Origin of the sequence: Phormidium pseudopriestleyi FRX01 (assembly GCF_017313335.1) — a bacterium.
Classification (GTDB): domain Bacteria; phylum Cyanobacteriota; class Cyanobacteriia; order Cyanobacteriales; family Laspinemataceae; genus Laspinema; species Laspinema pseudopriestleyi.
The window spans coordinates 1-18,944 of sequence record NZ_JAFLQW010000372.1 but is presented as its reverse complement, the minus strand read 5'-3'; the positions used below and the strand labels follow the sequence as shown (position 1 = coordinate 18,944).

Genomic DNA, 18,944 nt, shown 5'->3' with positions numbered 1-18,944 from the left:
GTTCCATTAGGCAGAGACATCGACCACAAGGTATCATCAATAGAACTGAGAATGTTATCCAGACGCGCACTGGTTTCGAGTAAGGCGGATTCGGCGAATTTGCGATCGCTGATATCGGCCCAATAGCCGACGATTTCCAAGGGGTTTCCGGCGTCATCCCGGACTAATTTCTGTTCGTCTCGCATCCATCGCCATTCCCCATTTTGATGTTGAAAGCGGTATTCTGCCTGGTTTGTCCCCGACTCCAACAAGTGAGTCCAAGCGACTTGGAGACGACTGGCTTCCTCGGGATGGACTCGATCGCCCCAAAAACTGGGGTTGTCTATAAATTCCCCCGGGTCATACCCTAACAAGGTGCTGACATTGGAACTAATAAAAGTAACGGCATGGTCCCCGGTGGCTTTGCGGCTGTAAATCACCGCTGGACTGGACCGGAGCAAATATTGCAGGCGTTCCGTTGCCATGCGTTGCTCTAAATCCGCTTGCTTGCGCTCGATGCCGATGGCAATGCGATCGGCGATCGTACTGAGATAATCCAGGGTTGTTTTGTTCAAGGGGTGATCCGCAAAAATTTCCATGACCCCCACGACGAGATCATCCACAATCAATGGATAGCCGGCAAAAGCCACGAGTCCAGATTGCTGCAACCAGTCGCCAACAACGGGGTGAGTGAGCGCGTCATTGCTCCAGTAGACTTGGCGTAATTGGGCAATCTGTTGGGGGTTAAATTGACCCACAGAGGTGCGATCGGCCAAGTGAGGCATACAAGGTCCGGCGCTGGCTTGCAATTGCCAATTTTGACCGGAATCCACAGTCCAGATAGCAACATAGGCGGCATCCAGATGGCGGACTATCTCCACGGCGCACCGTTGGACAGTTTGATGTAAACTTCTCGCCTGAGTCAGCGCCACAACGACGGAAGCCCCGAGGGTCGCTTGTTGCGATTGCTCTCGCAATTTGTCTTCTGTCCGCTTCCGTTCGGTTATATTCGTCGCCGTCCCCGTTGTTCCTAATAAATTTCCCTGTTCATCATGCAAAGGTACGGCATTAAAGCTCAGATAAACGGCACTGCCATCTTTACGAATATGTTCTGTTTCATACTGATAATACGACTTCCCGGCTAACAGTTCTTGAAATTTTGACCAATCGGTTTTTGCGGCAAGCGGGGACTTAAATTCTGTAAACGGACGCCCTAACATTTCCTCGGGTTCATAGCCAAAAATATGACGAGTCGCCGGATTCAGAAAGGTCCAACAGCCTTCCATATCCACGGACCAAATTAAATCGTGTGAGGTTTCTACTAAATCGCGATATTTACGTTCACTAGCCCGAATCGCTTCTTCTGCTTGTTTACGATAGGTAATATCGGATAACATCGTCAACATGGCAGATTCGCCATTCAAGGTAATAAAATGAATGGAAGTCAAAACCCAAAATGGAGTACCGTTGGCATTTTTGATATGCAATTCATACCCGGAAATAAATCCATCTTTTTTTAATTGAGCCAGCATCACTGGGCGATCACTGGGATTAAAATAAAAGTCGGGAGTTCTTTGGCCGATTAACTGTGAGAGTGAAATCCCCAACAGTTCCCCAAGGAGTTCATTGGCATAGACAATCGTGCCATCAGAAATTTGGCTAATCAGTAAGGGAACTGACGTGCCTTGAGCAATGGCTCGAAACCGTTCTTCACTTTCCCGTAAGGCTTGCTCCACTTGCTTGCGTTCGGTGATATCATCCAGGGTACCATAGATGCCTAAAACTGTTCCCGCTTCGTCCAAGTAATGACTGCCACAAACATTAACCTGTCGCTGGTTGCCATCGTGGGTCCGAAGTTTAATTTCAAAGCAATTATAGTGAATCTGGTCATCGGTGAGTAATGTAAATCCTTGGCCACCCCGGGACTGAGATTCCTCTACAATAAAGTCTAAAAAGGATTTTCCGAGGCTTTCTTCTACGGTAAATCCAGTCATGTCGGTCCAAGCTGGATTCAGAAAGGTCCAACAGCCTTTTTCATCGGTTTGAAAAATGACTTCTTTAATATTATCGACCACGGAGCGATATTTAGATTCGCTGGTCCGAAGGGCTAATTCAGTTTGCTGCCGTTGTTCAATTTCTTCTTGTAATCGCTGATTAGTGCTTTGTAATTTCGCAGTGTGATCGGCAACTAATTCTTCTAAATGTTCCTGATAATGTCGTAATTTTTCCTCGGTCCGGAATCGTTCGCACTCTTCCATTCCTAATGCTACAAAGTCAGCGAGGGAGGAGATCAGTTGTTGATCCTCTAGCAACCAATTTCGCCGGATTTCCATTTGTTCGCAACAGAGGACCCCCACCACTTGACCCCCCAAGCGAATAGGTGCATCCAGTATGGAGGTAATTCCCAGGGGGGTGAGATAACTGGCGGAAAATTCTCGGGTTGCGGGATGGGTGTGAGCGTCATCAGCTGCGATCGCCCGATTGCTGGCAAGGGCCTGGAAATAATTGGGATACTCATGGGCAAACAGTTCGAGTCCCTGGGAATGGCGTTGCTCGGGACTCTCGAACAAATCCACACATCTCATGGCCGAGCGATCGCTATTATACCACCAAATACTCACTCGTTCTACTTCTAGGGTTTGTGCCGCGACTTCAGTAATCTCCTGGCAGATTTTTGTAAAATCCCCCTCTTTGCCTCGGTGAGAGGTTGTCAGGGCTAATAGAGCGTCGTTTTGTCGCTGCACAAGGCGTTGTTTGTGCGGTTCAAGCTGGCGATCGCGGATGATCTGCTCCCGATGCTGAATCCCCTGTCGGATTGTGCGAATCAGCAGGGGCTCGGTGAGTTCCGGGGTAAACAAACAGCCTAGTGCTCCGGCAGCGATCGCCTTTAATGCGAATTCCTCATCTTGAACGGGAATCACTACCACAATTCCCGGTACAAGGTGGGTTCTCGACCCTGGGGATTCTCCGGGTAATGTAGTTTCATACAGGCGATGCAGGAGATCGAGTTCCCCTGTCTCGTCCCCGGACAACTCCAGGACGATCGCATCAAACCGCTGCTGTTTTAATTGCGCGATCGCCGCCTCTACAGAGTCGATGCAGATTAACTCGCTTGGGAGGGTCGGCGTTGCTTTATAAAGCGTTTGAATCGGTTGATTTTTGTTCAGGGTATTCTCAACCCACAGAATTTTCAGAACCAAATCGTTTGACATAAAAAAGTAAATTTTCTAGAATTGACGGGAGCAATGAACGACGAGTTACCCGGTAACCCGCCTTTTTCATCTCCCCCTTAAAAAATAGTACCCTATTCAGATTAATTTGCCCTGAATATAAATAAGCCCTAGGGAAAAAAATGCTCCCACTCCTTTTGGTGAGGAGTATTTTGCTCCCTTGCCGGAGGAGCTTGCTCCCGATGAGTCGCAGGGAGCAAGATGCTCCCACTCCTTTTTAGACAGGGGCAATTCCGGCAAGACTGGCTATAAATCCCGCCAAATCATTTTAAATGGATGCAACTTTTAAGCCAAAGTAAGTCAAAATTAAATCCTGAGAACTATTATTTACCACCTCATGAACTTCTCCCGGTTCTATAGCAATGCAAGTTCCCGATTCTATCGGGTAGTCTGTGCCATTCACGCGAATTAATCCGGACCCTTGGGAGACAAAGAACACCTCACACATATCACCATGAGCATGGGCGGCAGCCACTTGACCCGGGGCAAATTTAGCCTGGGAAAAATTAGTGAGGTGGGGCAGTTCTCCAGCCTTGAGCATCACTTTTTTTTGAATGGCTGGATTATGAGAAACAGATTCTGATGTAAGATGGGTTAAGGCCGTAATTTTCATAAAAATTTAACCTAAATTAGCGCAACTGTTGAGCGGCTATTTTGATAGGTTCAAGCAACTCTAAAGGCAAATGAAATTGATTGAGTTGACTCGATTGTTTCGCGTCGATACTGGGTCCATGATAGTCACTGCCGCCGGTCATCAATAGGCCATATTCTGCACAAAATTGTTCTAATTTATGGACTTGATTGGGGGTATGATGAGGATGATAAACTTCAACTCCCATTAAACCCGCTTCAACCATTTCTTTTAAGACAGTTTCCACCGGTCCACCCCGAAACAAATAGGGATGCGCCCAGACAGGAACGGCACCACAGCTACGCAACAGATTAATCCCATCTTGAATGGAAAATTTGTCATAATGAACATAGGCGGGTTTGTCTTCTCCAATCCAGCGTTCAAAGGCTTCTTGACAGGTTTTAATATAACCAGCTTTGAGTAAAGCTGCGGCGATATGAGGACGTCCGGGGGCCATTCCACCTTTTGAAGGGGGTAATTCCACTGGATAGCCGAGGGCGGCTAATTTGTCAAGGGTTTGTTGTGCGCGGTCAATTCGGCCTTGGAGTCGTTCGTTTAAGGGTTTTTGTAATTTTTCTCGGTCGGGATAAAAGCCTAAAATATGCAGCGATCGCCCGTTATGCACGGTACTCAGTTCCAGTCCCGGAACGATTTCGATCGCCACAGATTCCGCCTTGGCGATCGCTTCGGGCCATCCGGACATAGTATCATGGTCCGTAATCGCCAAGGCCCGGACCCCTGCGGCCACAGCCTGTTCCACCAGTTCAGTCGGGGTCAAAGTACCATCGGAATAAGTCGTGTGACAGTGAAGTTCTAGCATGGTTTAATATCTACCTAAAATTGCCTTTGTGATTGCTTCTTAAGTTCTTCCAAATTATAGCCGATTCTCTGACTCAGGGAAAGGACAAAACCCGAGTGGCATCACCGAGTAGTTGAGCAGATCAGGTCACTTCGGGGTCAGAATTTGGCCGCGAGGGGAAGAAAATTGGGAATCCCCGTCCGTTTTACAGCAGGAAGGAACTCATATTCCATCCAATTGTGATATGTCTATAAAACCCACACTTTCAAGGATGGGTCTATACGGAAGAAGCCAGCGGGCGCGGGGAGAAAACAGAGTTGAGATAACCGGATTTAGTATCAATAAATCTGTCCTTTTTAAGACCTAAGCCAATTGTTCAAAATATTAATTACCACTGGAGTAAAGGGTTCCATTTTATCATCTTGAAGTTGTGATAGGTCACGAATTAACATCTTTAACAGTTCTTCATCCTCTAAGTCTTCACCAGGATCTATACCGTTTGTCCATAATAAGACATTGCACAATTGCTTACGTTTCTCTATTAGGGAACGGTTATTTTTTTCAGAGTCACCCAGGTTTAAGACTTGAATTGTAGTGCGCGCCCGATCGCTCACCCCTTCTACCCGACCACTAATTTTAAATTCAAGTTCTGTTTCGCATTCTGCCATCAGGGGAGTTAGGGGTAGGGGCTGAGATTGATGCGCCATACCACATTGATTTGAGGTATTACAACTGGCGACAATATTTGAAAAATCAAGGGTGCGTTGAAGATTCAGGTTTTGAGGTTCTATATGCTCATTATGGCAACTCTTAACATCCTCTATTCTCTGACAGCAATAAGCACAAAGATAGAATTGTTCTTTTAGAGCATCTTCCCGGATAATTTGTCGAATTTCTTGAGTTAACTGGTTGTAGCGTCCATGAGGTTGCTGTTTTTTCCATTTTGTTAAATCAGGTGGCTCAGACCCTTTATTAATCTTTCGCATGACGTAACGCTTGTTTCCGGAGTAAGAGTTGGGCTTTGACCAATTCGATATGATTTGCGGGTAGTTTATCAGTTAATTGTTCAAGTAATTTTTGAGCCTCGGTTAGGTTGGCGTCTTGGATGGCATCTAGTAAATTGTTCAGGTCAGTCTCAATGCTTTCATTACGAAAACTGGTCTCCATGACATCTAGTAAAACAGTATTCGCATCTTGCCCATACTGCGAAGGTAATCGCTGCAATTCACCATTGTTTAAGGTGTAAACTAAGATATTTTGACAGTCGCTGATGACAAGCGGTGAATGGGTCGTCAGCACAAACTGACAATTGGGAAACGTTCCGATGAGGCGATCGCACAAACTACGCTGCCAAGACGGATGTAGATGCAAATCGACTTCATCAATCAAAACGATCCCATCACCTGCTAAAGGATTTTCTAGGGCGGGATTTAGCATAGCTAGACGGCGAGCAATATCACCAACAAGAGCCATCAGAGATTTTTCGCCTTGTGAAAGTTGGGCGACATTTAGTGTTTCACCGTTTTTGTCGATCGCCATATAGAGACGAGGTTTACGACGGACTTTCAGGTTATCCATATCAGGCATAAATCGGCGAATGGCTGTGCGAACTGCCGTTAATTGCCGATCTTTAGCCGAGGTATGGAGTTGCTTTAACTGTTGCCATGCCTCTTGATTGGTTTCAAGTAGCGGTTTGATTTGATTCAAAAATTCTTCAGAAATTCCTGATTCATTTTCCGTATCTTCCCGTTCCCGAAACCATTCAAAAAAGCGGCGAAAGTCCACCCCCTGACTTAAGCAGTTATCGTAACCATCTAATTGCAAAAAGCTGTGCTTAGTCCTGATTTTTAGGGGGATATCCAGGACGACGCGCTCGACGGGGTAAAAGGCAATTAGAGGCAGGCTCGTTTGGTCATCATGGCTAAGGGAATCACGATAACGATTGGCTAACCGAGTGCAGTCGTTAAGGTTACTCTTATCTTGAGCTGTACGTCCTTTTCTAGTTTTGGCTAAAGTCCATTGAAAATTGTTATTTTCCCTTGAATTAGACGGGTCTGATGCGCCATAAGAATCGTGAATTTTGATTTCAATGCTGGCAGAATTGGCGCTATTAAGGATGGCATCTTCAGAGATAGGTTTGCCACTGCCTTGGATGCTGCCTAAACGAGCAGCCAACCAGCTAAGAGAGGTAGCTAACGCGGCCAAAATCGAGGTTTTACCCGCACCGTTATTACCCACCAAGACGGTGATATTGCTGGGGTTTTCCTCCGTGGGCGCTACGATAATTTCCTGATTTTTGAATAGCCCAATATTGTTTAAAATGACCCGTTTGATTTCCATAGCGGTCAATCAGACCTCTGAGGTCTTTAACGTTTACGACAGTACCTCAAATAAGGTTATGAAGGTCCTGACCTGTATTAGGGTATCAAAATTATTGCCCAAAGTCAACTTTTTGGTGATGTAATCTGGGTATGGCGATGGTGAAACCCAACACTTATGTATGATTTAGAGATGAATTTACCTAACCCGTATAAGGTACTTAAATAAATGATTTAGCAGCTCCTTTATCAGTTGTGGAATGCCCTCACCCCCAACATAAGGCGGCCCAAAGGGGGAGAGGGGAGCTATATGGGTTCCACTGCATTTCACCCAACCTCCGATTATAAGAGACAGTGAAAAGTTCTCAGGACTTACGCAGATTTTAAGAATCCACCCTAAATATGTACCGGGGATTCGCTTGAGCGCCTCTACATTTAGGGTTTAATGTTAAAGATTGCGTAAGTCCTGTTTCTGTATAAACCCGAGTCGCTCACTCATGACCCTCCAAAAAATGGACCGGCATAAAACCAGTCCATTAACTCAGGGAAAGGACAAAACCCGAGGTGGATTACCGGGGAGTTGAGGGGAAGACGTTATCCGTTTTTAGAAAGCTGATGTTCGGCGAGAATGAGGTTTAAAGCGGCTTCACTGTCTACTGGTTTAGAGAAAAAGTAGCCCTGAGCGTAGTCACAATTTAGGGTTTGCAGGAGTTGGACCTGTTGGGCCGTTTCGACCCCTTCGGCGATCGCATCCAACCCCAGAGTGTGAGCTAAACCAATGGTTGTTTGAACGATTTCCGAAGTTTCATCCAATCCGCGCATCCGACTCACAAAACTGCGGTCAATTTTTAGAGTATTGATCGGCAATTCGTGTAACCGCGCCAAGGAAGAGTAACCTGTCCCAAAATCATCAATGGACAGGTTGATTCCCAAAGCTTTAATCCGGTCCAGAATTGCTAAGGCGGACCCGGTATTTTTCAATATCACACTTTCGGTAATTTCCAACTTTAAGTAACGGCCACAAATCCCGCTGGAACGCAGGGTCTGCTCGATCCGTTCGATGATACCGACTTGCCCAAAGTTGACCCCGGAAACATTCACGCTAATGGTCAAATCCGCGGCAGCCGGATATCGCTGTTGCCACCACCCCAGTTGACGGCACGCTTCGGTCATCACCCAGCGATCAATCGCCCCAATTTGTCCGGTTTCCTCTGCTACGGGGATAAATTCCCCAGGAGAGATCAACCCCCGAGTCGGGTGATGCCAGCGCACAAGGGCTTCAAATCCCACAATGTTTCCCGTAGCGAGGGAAACGATGGGCTGATAGTACACTTGAAAGGGCTGGCTTTCCGGGGGGGTGGGATGGACGGTATGTGCGATTGCCCGTTGCAGATCGGTTTCCAATTGTAATCGAGCGATCGCCCCGTCATGCATATCCCGGGTAAAGGGGACATACTGGCCCTGACCTTGCTGTTTGGCGTAATGAAGTGCGGTATCGGCGTCGCGCAGGAGTTCCCATGAGCGCTTATACCCTCCGTGATCGAGGGCAATCCCGATACTCACGGAGGAAAAAATTTCATGTTCATCTAGGGAAAAGGGAAACCGCATGGCGGATTGGATGAGATCCGCAACCTCGGTAACATCGGCGAGGCCGGTGATATTAGTGAGCAAAATGGCGAATTCGTCTCCCCCAATTCGAGCTAGGGTCGCGCCGGGATTTAAACAGGAGTGGAGGCGTTGTGCGGTGGCAACCAGCAGGCGATCGGCGACCCAATGACCTAGGCTATATTTGACGATTCGGAAGCGGTCGATATCCAGTAACAGGACTGCGACTTTGGGCGATCGCACCTCCCGGGTGGATGCCGTGGCGCGGAGGTTATTGTGAGAATTCTGCATAGCGATTCCCAGGGATCTCACGAATGAACAGCGGTTCGCCAATCCAGTCAGGGGATCGGTGAAGGCATAGCGCCGGAGGAGAGCTTGGATATGCTGGCGATCGGTGAGGTCCCGGGCCACCCACATGACCCGATCGCCATTGAGGGGGGAGACTTTGGCGGAAAATGCCACCGGGCGATCGCCTAGGGAGAGTTCATACTCCAGATCGAAGGACTTTTGTTCCCGGATTGTTCTTTGGATGTAGTCTAAAAAGCGATCGGCTAAGGCAGACTCAAAAATTTCATGGAGGGTTTTGCCCACCAGTTGGGATGCGGCACGTTGTAGCAAGGGAGAATCTGTAGGCAGAATTTTCAGATAGCATCCTCGGGCATCAAACAGCAGGACCATTTCGTTAATAGCATTTAAGAGGGTGGTCATTTCCGTCTTCACCGATTGCAGGGTAAGCTCACTCTGCCAGCGATCGGTGATGTCTTGCACCATTGAGAGAATCCCGGTAAACTCGCCCTGGGCAGTAAACAATGGGGTATTGTACCACTCACAAACAATCGTTTCGCCGAACTTTGTGAGGTTTTCGTTAATGCTATGGGCCGTTAGGTCCCCTTGGGTGAGACGTTGCAAAATTTGGGCAACCTGCGATCGCGTCTGGGGGGGGACAATTGGATCCGGGGTCTGGCCGATTATTTCCTGATGACTATAGCCAAACAGTCTTTCGGCCCCAGCATTCCAAGCTAGAAAGCGACCTTCGGCATCCAAGAGAGTATGTGCGATCGGCATTCGCTGGATATGGAGTGCCAAGAATTCTAGTCCGGGATCTCCGGATTGGGCGATTTGAGGGAACAATGGGTTGAGTTGATCCGATTCTGACCCGGGGAGTGAACTTCCAGACGACTGGTCGGCTATTCCCTGTGCTATATTTAAGATAGAACTGGGTTCTTCCCCATCCAGAGGGTCAAGAAGGACCTGAGAGTTTTCCCTGGGGACGGATTGACCGACTCCTAGCTCCTCCGGGAGAGCGTCCTGTTGTGCTGTGGCGGTTAAGCTGGATTTTCGGGATCGGGCGATCGCCAGATAAAGCAATGCAAAAGTTGTCACCGCTAAACTAAAGACCCACTCCAACTCCCCGACGGGGGCCAGGGCGATCGCCTCCGGTAAAACCCTGACTTGGGACAGTCCTAAGCAAACTAGGCAAGGACTGGTCCAGACTATCACTCTACCTGGACCGGCGAAATTGAATTCCCATTTATCGGCGAGATCTCGTTTCATCAGCTTTCGCTTTTTCTTGACAATGCTTCCAACTTTTGTGAGTCCTGCCCTAAAAATCATAGAGATCCGCCAGTTATAATGGGCCGAAGAAATATATCACTTTTGAGAGAAAATGCCGTGAAATTTTTCAAGTTAAAATGAAACTTAAAATCTGATTTTCGCCTTCTATCCAGATTCAGGAGTTTGTCGGGGCTATTCCGTTGCCAGGGGTTTCCCCTCTTTGAAGGGATAGAGTGGTCAATCCTCTCTGATGGCATTAAATGGCTTGGGTCAATTCGGCCCCTCCATAGCTTCATTTTCCTTGCTCCTTTGTCTGGTTTTGCCCTTCCAATCCGTGGCAGAATAGCGCTTCTGTGTAGAAGATAGTCGCCACAAGCGCTGGAATGACTTTTATATTTTAGCAGATTTTTGCCCTAATTTTAGGAGGTGTAACACCCCCTCATCTGAGAATCGATGAAACCGGGTCTTGAACCGAAAAAATTTAATTGATTAATAGCGATTGAGTTGAATTTCAAAGCGATCGGCAAAGAGGAGATGGATATCCCTTCAAATTAACAGTTGACCACAACCCACCCACTCTAGGGACTGACCCCGGGAGTTGGGAGTATCCTTCACCCTTGCACCGATCGCCTTGTCTTTCTAAGTGGCGACTGCTCTAATTCGGGAGCAAAATTAGGGTATCTTTCGTATTTGCTTCTACCCCAGGGCGACTGCTCACCATTGGATGATAATCCAGATTGCGCCACAGGGGCATCAAATCAGTATAATGAGGGTGGAAAGCATGACCGGATTGCCCCGTCGAAATCACCGCAACGGACGCATTCAAATCGCTCAAATCCAGAATCATCCGCATGGATGGAATCCAGGTTGTCTCAAAGGATTTTCGAGCATTCCAGGCTGTTGCATTCACAATGGCATTCCCACCGGATATCGGTACTCCACCCCGATTAAAAATAGCCTCAATCGGAGCAATTCCCGACTGACCTAAACTTTGATTTCTAAAGGTCACCCGATGTAAATCTCCCCATTGCCAACCCTGAGAATTTTTCCCCAACTGTTTTTCCAGTTTTGCCACTGCTTCGGCAAAGGCTTGATAAAAGATAAAATCGCGGTCTTCTACTTCCGGTGTTAGAACATTATCCCACCAAAAACTATCGGAATTCTCAACTAAATCGGCGATTACTTTTATCCACCGATGACCGCCATTTGGCAAGAAATCTACCAAAAAATTGTCATTAAAGGTAGCCGTTAGTAACTGACTCCAAAATGCTTCAAAAAGAGCTGCACCCGAGCTTTTTTCCTCCATTTGAAAATCCCAATTTTTTAATAAATCTCGAATCTTTCCTAGGTGGGAATCCTCGAACGAGAGATTCAGCAAAATTGGGACTAACCCTTGAGCATTCAGATTGTAATTATCTCCTTGTATTTCTCGGAAGGATTCAAAATCAAACCCCGTTTCCTGGGCATTCAACAGGTCCAGAATCCGTTGAGCGCGAAATCCATAGTCCCAATCTTTGGTAATTACATAGGGATAACTCTCATCAACCACTGGATTATTCGCCGTGACAATATAACCGGAAGTGGGATTTAATGTAAAGGGGAGTTGCTCAAAGGGAATATAGCCGTTCCACTCGTATTCATCGGTCCAACCTGGCACGGGATAGCGGCCATCACTGTTGGTTCTAATAGGTAGTTTACCGGGCATTTGATAGCCGATATTCCCGTCAATATCAGCATAAATGAGGTTTTGTGGAGCAACATCAAAATCCTGGGCAGCCTTGCGGAACTCCTGCCAATTTTGGGCTTGATTCAGTTGGATAATTGAGGGAAATAGACGGGCTGGTTCTAAGCCAGTCCAGCGCAAGGCGATCGCATAAATATCTGGGTTACTGCTGGCTATATCCGGGACCAGCAAAGCTTTGAGCTTCGGATAAGTTTCTGAAATAATTGGCCCATGTCGGGTGTAACGCACGGTTTCTACTGCTGTTTTTCCGCCCGCAATTTGGATAGTTTCCGTGACTTGATCCATGTCTACCCACTTCCCATTTACTTCATACTGATTGGGATTTTCGGGATTAATTTTTTCGATATAAAGGTCCATTGTATCAGCACCAACATTGCTAAATCCCCAGGCAATGCGATCGCTGTGACCAATGATGACTCCCACCATACCAGCAAAAGAAAATCCCGTGATATCGTAGGGACAATCTGGGCTTTTAGAAGTACAATGCAGACCCATTTCATACCAAATCGAAGGCATTTGTACCCCTAAATGAGGGTCGTTGGCTAACAGGGGTTTTCCCGTGGCAGTTTTGGCACCAGAAACGACCCAACTGTTTGAACCAATTTCCCCGCCTCGGGGACCCGTGAGAGTTTCTAGGGCGGAGATTTGCTCAGAAACTGAATTGAAAGTTGGGGAAAGCACCGAGGCGATCGCCTCGATAGAAACAGCAGATTCTCCCGATGTAATTTTCCCCAACTGATTCCCGATTAACTCCGGTTTTCCTTGGGCAATTTTCCAATCCGGCATAATAACCGGGGTTTGATTAGAATAGGGGGGAAATAGCTCATCTACCTGTTCCGGAGAATAGGTTTGGAGTAAGATAGCCCGTTCGATTTCTTCATCCATATTTGTGCCTAAATCCCAGGCCATAACCTTCGCCCAAGTTAGGGTATGTTCCGGTTGCCAAGGTTCCGGTTGATAACTGGGATTCATCACCTTTAAAACGCCATATTCTAAACTCAAACCCGTGCCCTGATGTTCTTGGAGATAGGCATTCACGCCTTCAGCATAAGCGGTTAAAGGTTCTAGGAATTCAGCCGGTAAGTTTTGCACTTCTTGTCTAGCAATCCGGGCCCATCCTAGGGTGCGTAAAAACTGATCGGTTTTCAGTTGGGATTCACCGAACAGTTCTGAAAGACGACCAGCGCCGAGATGACGCCAAAAATCCATTTGCCAAAAGCGGTCTTGGGCATGAATGTAGCCTTGTGCTAGAAATAAATCATACTCATTTGAGGCATAAATATGAGGAATGGAATAAGCATCCCGTCGCACTTCAACGCGATCGCTCAGTTGGGGTAATAGAATCAGGCCCGATTGTTGTGGCCAAGAATCCGTAACCCAATATAAGGTAAGCGAGGCGATGGTAACGGTTAGGATTAGAGCGATCGCCCCGAAGATTTGCCAGCCTTTACGAAATAGGAGTATCATGAAATCAGCACTACAATTAGGGTATAATTTTCTTCAGAGCCTTTTGTTCCGATTGTCTGATGATTTTGACAATTTTCCACCCTGGGTCGCCAACAGAAATCTGCGGTTAGTTGCTCCCCTCTCCTTGTCGGAAAGGGGTTGGGGGAAAAGTCTTATTCCACAATTGATAAAGTCCAAGCTATAGCAGATCCTAAATCCGTTGTGGAATGCCCTCACCCCCAACCCCTCTCCCCCTTTGGGAGAGGGGTTGGGGGTGAGGGTGGGCAATGCCCCGTCCTTCTGTTCGGTGGGCAGTGCCACCCTACTCCCCCCTGGCTATATATAAGGGACAGACTTTATCCCTGAACTGCCAAAATCTTGACCACCGTAATCAGGCGATCGGGTTGAATCGGTTTAGAGATATGCTGGTGAAAGCCAGCATTCAGGGCGCGATCGCGATCGCTATCCCGAGCATAAGCCGTCAGTGCTAATGCCGGAAGCAGACGCTCAGAATCTGATTCTTGACTTCTCACTTGACGGATCAAAGAATACCCATCTAATTCTGGCATTCCAATATCGCTGACCAAAACATCGGGTTTTTGCTCGGCGATCGCCGCTAATGCCTGAGTTGCCGAGGATACCCCCACAACCATCGCCCCAGCCATTTCCAGAGTAGCAATCAAAAACTCCAGAGTATCCGCTTCATCCTCCACCACCAGCACCCGCAACCCAGTTAAGGGAGACTCATCATCAACGGGGTCAGAATCGTCCAGAATCAGCTCAGAAACATCCTGGACCAATTCATTCCCCTGGATGCTTTGTAACAGAGGTAAAGTCACCGTAAAAGTTGCCCCCTTCCCAGTTCCCTCACTGTAAGCGCGAATACTGCCTCCATGCATTTCCAACAAATGACGAACGATCGCCAACCCCAAACCCAAACCTCCGTAAGAGCGAGTAGTGGTACTATCCGCTTGGCGGAACCGCTCAAAAACGAAGGGCAAAAAGTCCGGTGCTATACCCATACCCGTATCCACCACTTCCAGAATAGCCAAATTGTGCGATCGCTTCAAGCGCACCTCAACCCGTCCCTCACTTGGAGTAAACTTAATCGCATTCGAGAGCAAATTCCACACCACTTGCTGAATCCGATTAATATCCCCAGAAACCACCCCCACCGATTTTTTGACATTCTGGATAAGCTCGATCTGCTTCGCCTCAGCACTCGGACGCAAAGACTCGATCGCCAAGGCGATCGCCACACTCAAATCCACAGGCTGCAAAGATAAAGCCACCTGACCCCGCAGAATCCGGGAAACATCTAATAAATCCTCAATCAACTGAGTTTGAACCCTAGCATTGCGCTCAATCGTCTCCAAAGCTCGCTCCGTTGTCACCTCATCAAACTTGCGAGTGCGGAGTAACTGTGCCCAACCTAACATCGCATTCAGTGGCGTTCGCAACTCATGAGAAACAACCGCCAAAAATTCATCCTTCATCTGGTTAGCTTCCTGAGACTCGCGATACAACCGAGCATTATCAATGGCAAACCCTGCACGCCGCGCCAACTCCTCCGCCAACATCAAATCCTCCCCTTGGTAACGACGCCCGGACTCAGCGATCGCAAAGCTAATCGCACCCAAAATCCGTCCCCGCGCCACCAACGGAACAATCGTGCAAGACTGACAGCCAAGTTCCCGCATCAGCCGCAGATGTTCGGGGTCCCGAGCCGCAGCCACCCGCATTTCTTCAGTTAGTGCCGGAATCAGGATTGGTTTACCCGACGAAACAACCTGAACAATTCCATCCTCATGATTTAAGTCCAGAGGATAATGCTGTTCCATTTGACGCAACAACGCCTCCTTTGTGCGATCGGTATGAGCCATTGCCAATCCCGAGATTTGTCCGGCATCCTCCACAATATAAATCACGCAATAATCGGCGATCGTCGGCACTACCAGATTCGCCAAACTTGTGAGAGTGGTTGGGTAATCCAGAGACGAAGCCAAAACCGAAGACACTTCCGCCAGGAAATATTGCCGTAGTTCCGCTTGCCTTCGTTCAGTGATATCGCGTCCCACACCGACAATCCCCGTCACTCCACCCAGACGATCAAACAAAGGAGACAGAGAAGTTTGACAATATTGGGTCCCAGCATCCGTCTGGAAACTCCATTCATAGATTACGCTCTCCCCAGCCAGAGCCATTTGATTCGCATTGTTATGAATAGATGCGGCTTGCGGACCAAATATATCCCCAGCGGTTTTATCGATAAAGTGTTCCGGGGTGATCCCGGTGCGATCGAACCATCGTCCAAAAATTGCTGTATGCCGACCCTGATGATCCAAAGTGAAAACAATGTCATCCATCGAATTGACCAAAGTGCGGAAACGTTCCTCACTGTCGCGCAGAGCTTCTTCGGCTTGCTTGCGATCGCTGATATCAGCCAAAATCGACAGATAGCTGACATTTCCCTTGGCATCTCGCAAAGGGGCCGTCCAGATAGCGACATCAATTTGCGTTCCCACCTTAGTCAGACGACGAGTCTCCAGGCCCATCAAAGGATTTCCCGCCAGAGTAGCGCCGATATTTTCTTGCAACTCCTGACGTTTTTCTGCCGAGATAGCTGGGAATTGACGCCCGATCGCCTCCGCCTCACTCCAGCCCAAAATCCGCTCCGCGCTTCTATTCCACATTTTTACCTGACCTGTCGCGTCCAAAACCATCACCGCCAAAGGGCAAGCTTGAATCAGGGCTTTGAGGGTTTGATTGGTTTCGCGTAACGCTTCTTGGGTTTGTTTGAGGTCCGTGATGTCGCGACTGATGCAGATGGCATGGTCCAGGGAGCCATCGAGAGCCTGTTCTGGAACCAATCGAGATTGATAGTATCGCGTTCCTTTCGGGGTGGGTAAATAGCCTTCGACAATCCCCTCTTGTGCCGTAGCGAGGACCTCCCTCACCCCTTCTTTCCACAAGGCATCAATTTCCTCGGGGAATCCCAACTCACCCAAGGTTTTGCCGATAAAGGCAGTTTGGGAAATGCCCGTCACCTGTTCGATCGCCTGATTCACATACTGATAGCGACCACGCGCGTCCATCCTGGCGATGATATCCGGGGCATTTTCGGCTAAGGCCTTGAATTCCTGTTCACGACGGTAGAGTTCAATTTCAATTTGCTTGCGTTCGGTGATATCCATGCAGACCCCGATCAAGCGATCGCCATTTTTGGCTTTATCCGGGAGTCGTTTGCCAATACTAGCGACCCAGGCAACCGTGCCATCGGGTTTCACCACCCGGAATTCCACATTAAAATCTTGACCCCGTTCCATCGTGGCGATCGCCACCGCATTGAACGCCGGACGATCATCGGGATGAACAATTTTGATTAAGCTATTATAGGTCCAGCCATTGCTACCTGATTCCAATCCCAACAGGCGATCGACAATCTCAGACTGGGCAATTTTGCCCGTGGCGATATCCCAATCCCACATTCCCATCTGGGCCGCTTCCAAGGCGAGTCGGAGTCGTTCTTCACTTTCACTTAAAGCAGCTTGAGCTTGCTTGCGTTCGCTTAGGTCTAGGACAAAGCTGATTCCCATATTGGTGTAGTCTTGTAACGGCACTTGGCCCATCAAAACCGGGACGCGACCACCATCCTTGCGAATTAATTCCGTTTCCGTGGGAGTCGCGACACCGGGCCCCAGACTGACGGTCATATCCTCATCGTCGCTATAATCCAAAGGGTTGATATTTTGCCAAATCACCCGGCGCGATCGCAAATCGTCCAGCGTGTAACCCACAATATTGAGAAACGCATTATTCGCCTCGCTAATATTGCCATTGCGATCGCCAAACACCAAACCAATCAAATTCGACTCATAGATATGTCGAAATCGCTCCTCACTCACCTGGAGAGCAACCGATGCATACCGACTTTCCGTCACATTCATGCAGACCCCGAGGGCTCGCCAAGGCTGACCATCCTCATCCACTGCGACTTGACCCTTGCATAACACCCAACGGATACCCAGATTGCCTCTAGGGACCCGAAATTCGATTTCATAATCTTGCTGATTGGCGATCGCCCGTTGAACCGCCTGCTCGAAACTGGGCCGGTCCTCGGGATAAATCCCTTCCACAAAGGCTTCGTAAGTGCCATCAAAGCTGCCCTGTTCGCTGCCAAAAATCCGCGCCACCATAGCCGATCTCTTCACCTTCCCCGTTTTGAGGTTCCATTCCCAGGTCCCCATTTGAGCCGCATCTAGGGCTAACTTACTCCGCTGTTGGGACTCGCGCAGGCGATCTTCAGCCTGACGTTGCTGGGTAATATCTTCGATAAAGGCAATAAATCCTTTGACCTCTTGGCGCTGACCCCAGTCAGGAACGTAAGTCGCGCGAATATAACGGGACCCTCCCCCTTCATAGGGAATATTGGTTTCGTAGGTAACCGACTCTCCGGATAAAGCCACCTTCACATAAGGCCGAATCACTTGATAGGCAGCCTCTCCCAGAATCTCCTTGAGGTGCTTCCCACTCAGGAAATCCCGCGAATGTCCAAACCACTCTTCGTAGCGTTGATTGTTGAAACGATAGAGTTCCAAAGCATCCACATAAGAAATTGCCACAGGCAATGAATCAGTCATCACCTGCAAAAACAGTTGTTTTTTTTGTAATTCCTGTACGGCTTGCTGTTTAGACTCCTTGAGGGAACTAATCAGGACCGTTATTGAACTTAATACCGCGACCCAAATCAGATCGCCCCATCCCATACTCCAGGTAAAGGTGGAGGTTTTAAAAAAATGGTCAATCGTCGCTGCACAGAGTACCGTTGCAAATAACCCGGGTCCAATTCCGCCATAACCTGCACTGACTGCCACCGCTGCAAAAAACAGGAGGGAGGGAGTCAGTTCAATCAGTGGGGATAGCAGTTGAGTCAGTAGTAGTGCGATCGCCACCGATGCGGTAGCAGCAACATAATTTAGCATAAGGGATCGCTTGAATTTCCAGAACATATTCCGCCGCTCTCTAAAACTTACTCAAACTTAATCGTATGATGTTTAGTTCCTAGCTTGGATCTTCATAAGACCTTTCCATCACTAGGCTTACACGGCTGAACTATCCGCGTTTTCCAAAATAATTGACGCATTTAAGTCACGATCTATTGAGATGTGACATTTCGGACAGTCATACTGTCTTTTGTGCAGTGGCATTTTTTGTCGGTGTCCGCAGTTGGAACAAATCTGTGAACTGTGATACCACGGGTCAATCAGCGTTAATTTGCTCCCATACCACTGGCATTTATACTCAATCGGGCGACGGAACTCATAAAACCCCCCATCCGCAATAGCACCCGCTTTTTTTATGATTTTTTAGCATCCCTGACGCATTTAAGTCTTCAATTTTTACTTCACCGTGGTTTTTGGCTAAGTAAGTTGTTAACTTGTGTAAATGGTCGGCTCTAATATCGGCGATGCGTCGGTGGGCGATCGCTAACTTGAGCTGAGTTTTTTCTCGGTTTTTACCTCCTTTTTGACGGCGACTTAGTTCTTTTTGGAGCTTGGCTAATTTTTTCTTAGCATGGCGATAGGCTTTGGGGTTGGGATAGGTGGTCCCATCGCTCAGGGTAGCCAGAGTTTTGATT

General features: G+C 48.0%; 8 protein-coding genes and 1 pseudogene. All 9 read right to left on the bottom strand.

What is annotated here, in order from left to right; translation table 11 throughout:
- The coding region (locus J0895_RS13940; protein WP_207088680.1) for a PAS domain S-box protein at positions 1–3,191 on the bottom strand (3,191 nt) is incomplete at its 3' end.
- A gap of 286 nt (positions 3,192–3,477) precedes the next feature.
- On the bottom strand, positions 3,478–3,822 hold the full coding sequence (locus J0895_RS13935; protein ID WP_207088679.1) for a cupin domain-containing protein: 345 nt from the start codon (positions 3,820–3,822) through the stop codon (positions 3,478–3,480).
- Positions 3,823–3,838: 16 nt separating this feature from the next.
- Positions 3,839–4,660, bottom strand: a complete 822-nt coding sequence (locus J0895_RS13930) for a PHP domain-containing protein (RefSeq protein ID WP_207088678.1) — start codon at positions 4,658–4,660, stop codon at positions 3,839–3,841.
- Between the two features lie 335 nt (positions 4,661–4,995).
- Positions 4,996–5,625, bottom strand: a complete 630-nt coding sequence (locus tag J0895_RS13925; RefSeq protein WP_207088677.1) for an HNH endonuclease family protein — start codon at positions 5,623–5,625, stop codon at positions 4,996–4,998.
- Positions 5,612–6,979, bottom strand: coding sequence for an AAA family ATPase (locus tag J0895_RS13920; protein ID WP_207088676.1), 1,368 nt, complete (start codon positions 6,977–6,979; stop codon positions 5,612–5,614). The genes J0895_RS13925 and J0895_RS13920 overlap by 14 nt, the downstream gene beginning before the upstream one ends.
- A gap of 572 nt (positions 6,980–7,551) precedes the next feature.
- Positions 7,552–10,116, bottom strand: coding sequence for a sensor domain-containing protein (locus tag J0895_RS13915; RefSeq protein WP_207088675.1), 2,565 nt, complete (start codon positions 10,114–10,116; stop codon positions 7,552–7,554).
- Between the two features lie 655 nt (positions 10,117–10,771).
- On the bottom strand, positions 10,772–13,327 hold the full coding sequence (locus J0895_RS13910; RefSeq protein ID WP_207088674.1) for a penicillin acylase family protein: 2,556 nt from the start codon (positions 13,325–13,327) through the stop codon (positions 10,772–10,774).
- A 335-nt stretch (positions 13,328–13,662) separates the two neighbouring features.
- The gene (locus J0895_RS13905) at positions 13,663–18,288 is read right to left on the bottom strand and encodes a PAS domain S-box protein (RefSeq protein ID WP_207088673.1); all 4,626 of its coding nucleotides are present in this window, start codon (positions 18,286–18,288) and stop codon (positions 13,663–13,665) included.
- Positions 18,289–18,405: 117 nt separating this feature from the next.
- Positions 18,406–18,944 (bottom strand): annotated as a pseudogene (locus J0895_RS13900) (RNA-guided endonuclease InsQ/TnpB family protein); the annotation flags it as partial.

What these genes read in the sequence shown, in the direction of transcription:
- J0895_RS13935 (WP_207088679.1), bottom strand. Translation starts at nt 3,822, where the DNA reads ATGAAAATTACGGCCTTAACCCATCTTACATCAGAATCTGTTTCTCAT.
- J0895_RS13930 (WP_207088678.1), bottom strand. Translation starts at nt 4,660, where the DNA reads ATGCTAGAACTTCACTGTCACACGACTTATTCCGATGGTACTTTGACC.
- J0895_RS13925 (WP_207088677.1), bottom strand. Translation starts at nt 5,625, where the DNA reads ATGCGAAAGATTAATAAAGGGTCTGAGCCACCTGATTTAACAAAATGG.
- J0895_RS13920 (WP_207088676.1), bottom strand. Translation starts at nt 6,979, where the DNA reads ATGGAAATCAAACGGGTCATTTTAAACAATATTGGGCTATTCAAAAAT.
- J0895_RS13915 (WP_207088675.1), bottom strand. Translation starts at nt 10,116, where the DNA reads ATGAAACGAGATCTCGCCGATAAATGGGAATTCAATTTCGCCGGTCCA.
- J0895_RS13910 (WP_207088674.1), bottom strand. Translation starts at nt 13,327, where the DNA reads ATGATACTCCTATTTCGTAAAGGCTGGCAAATCTTCGGGGCGATCGCT.
- J0895_RS13905 (WP_207088673.1), bottom strand. Translation starts at nt 18,288, where the DNA reads ATGCTAAATTATGTTGCTGCTACCGCATCGGTGGCGATCGCACTACTA.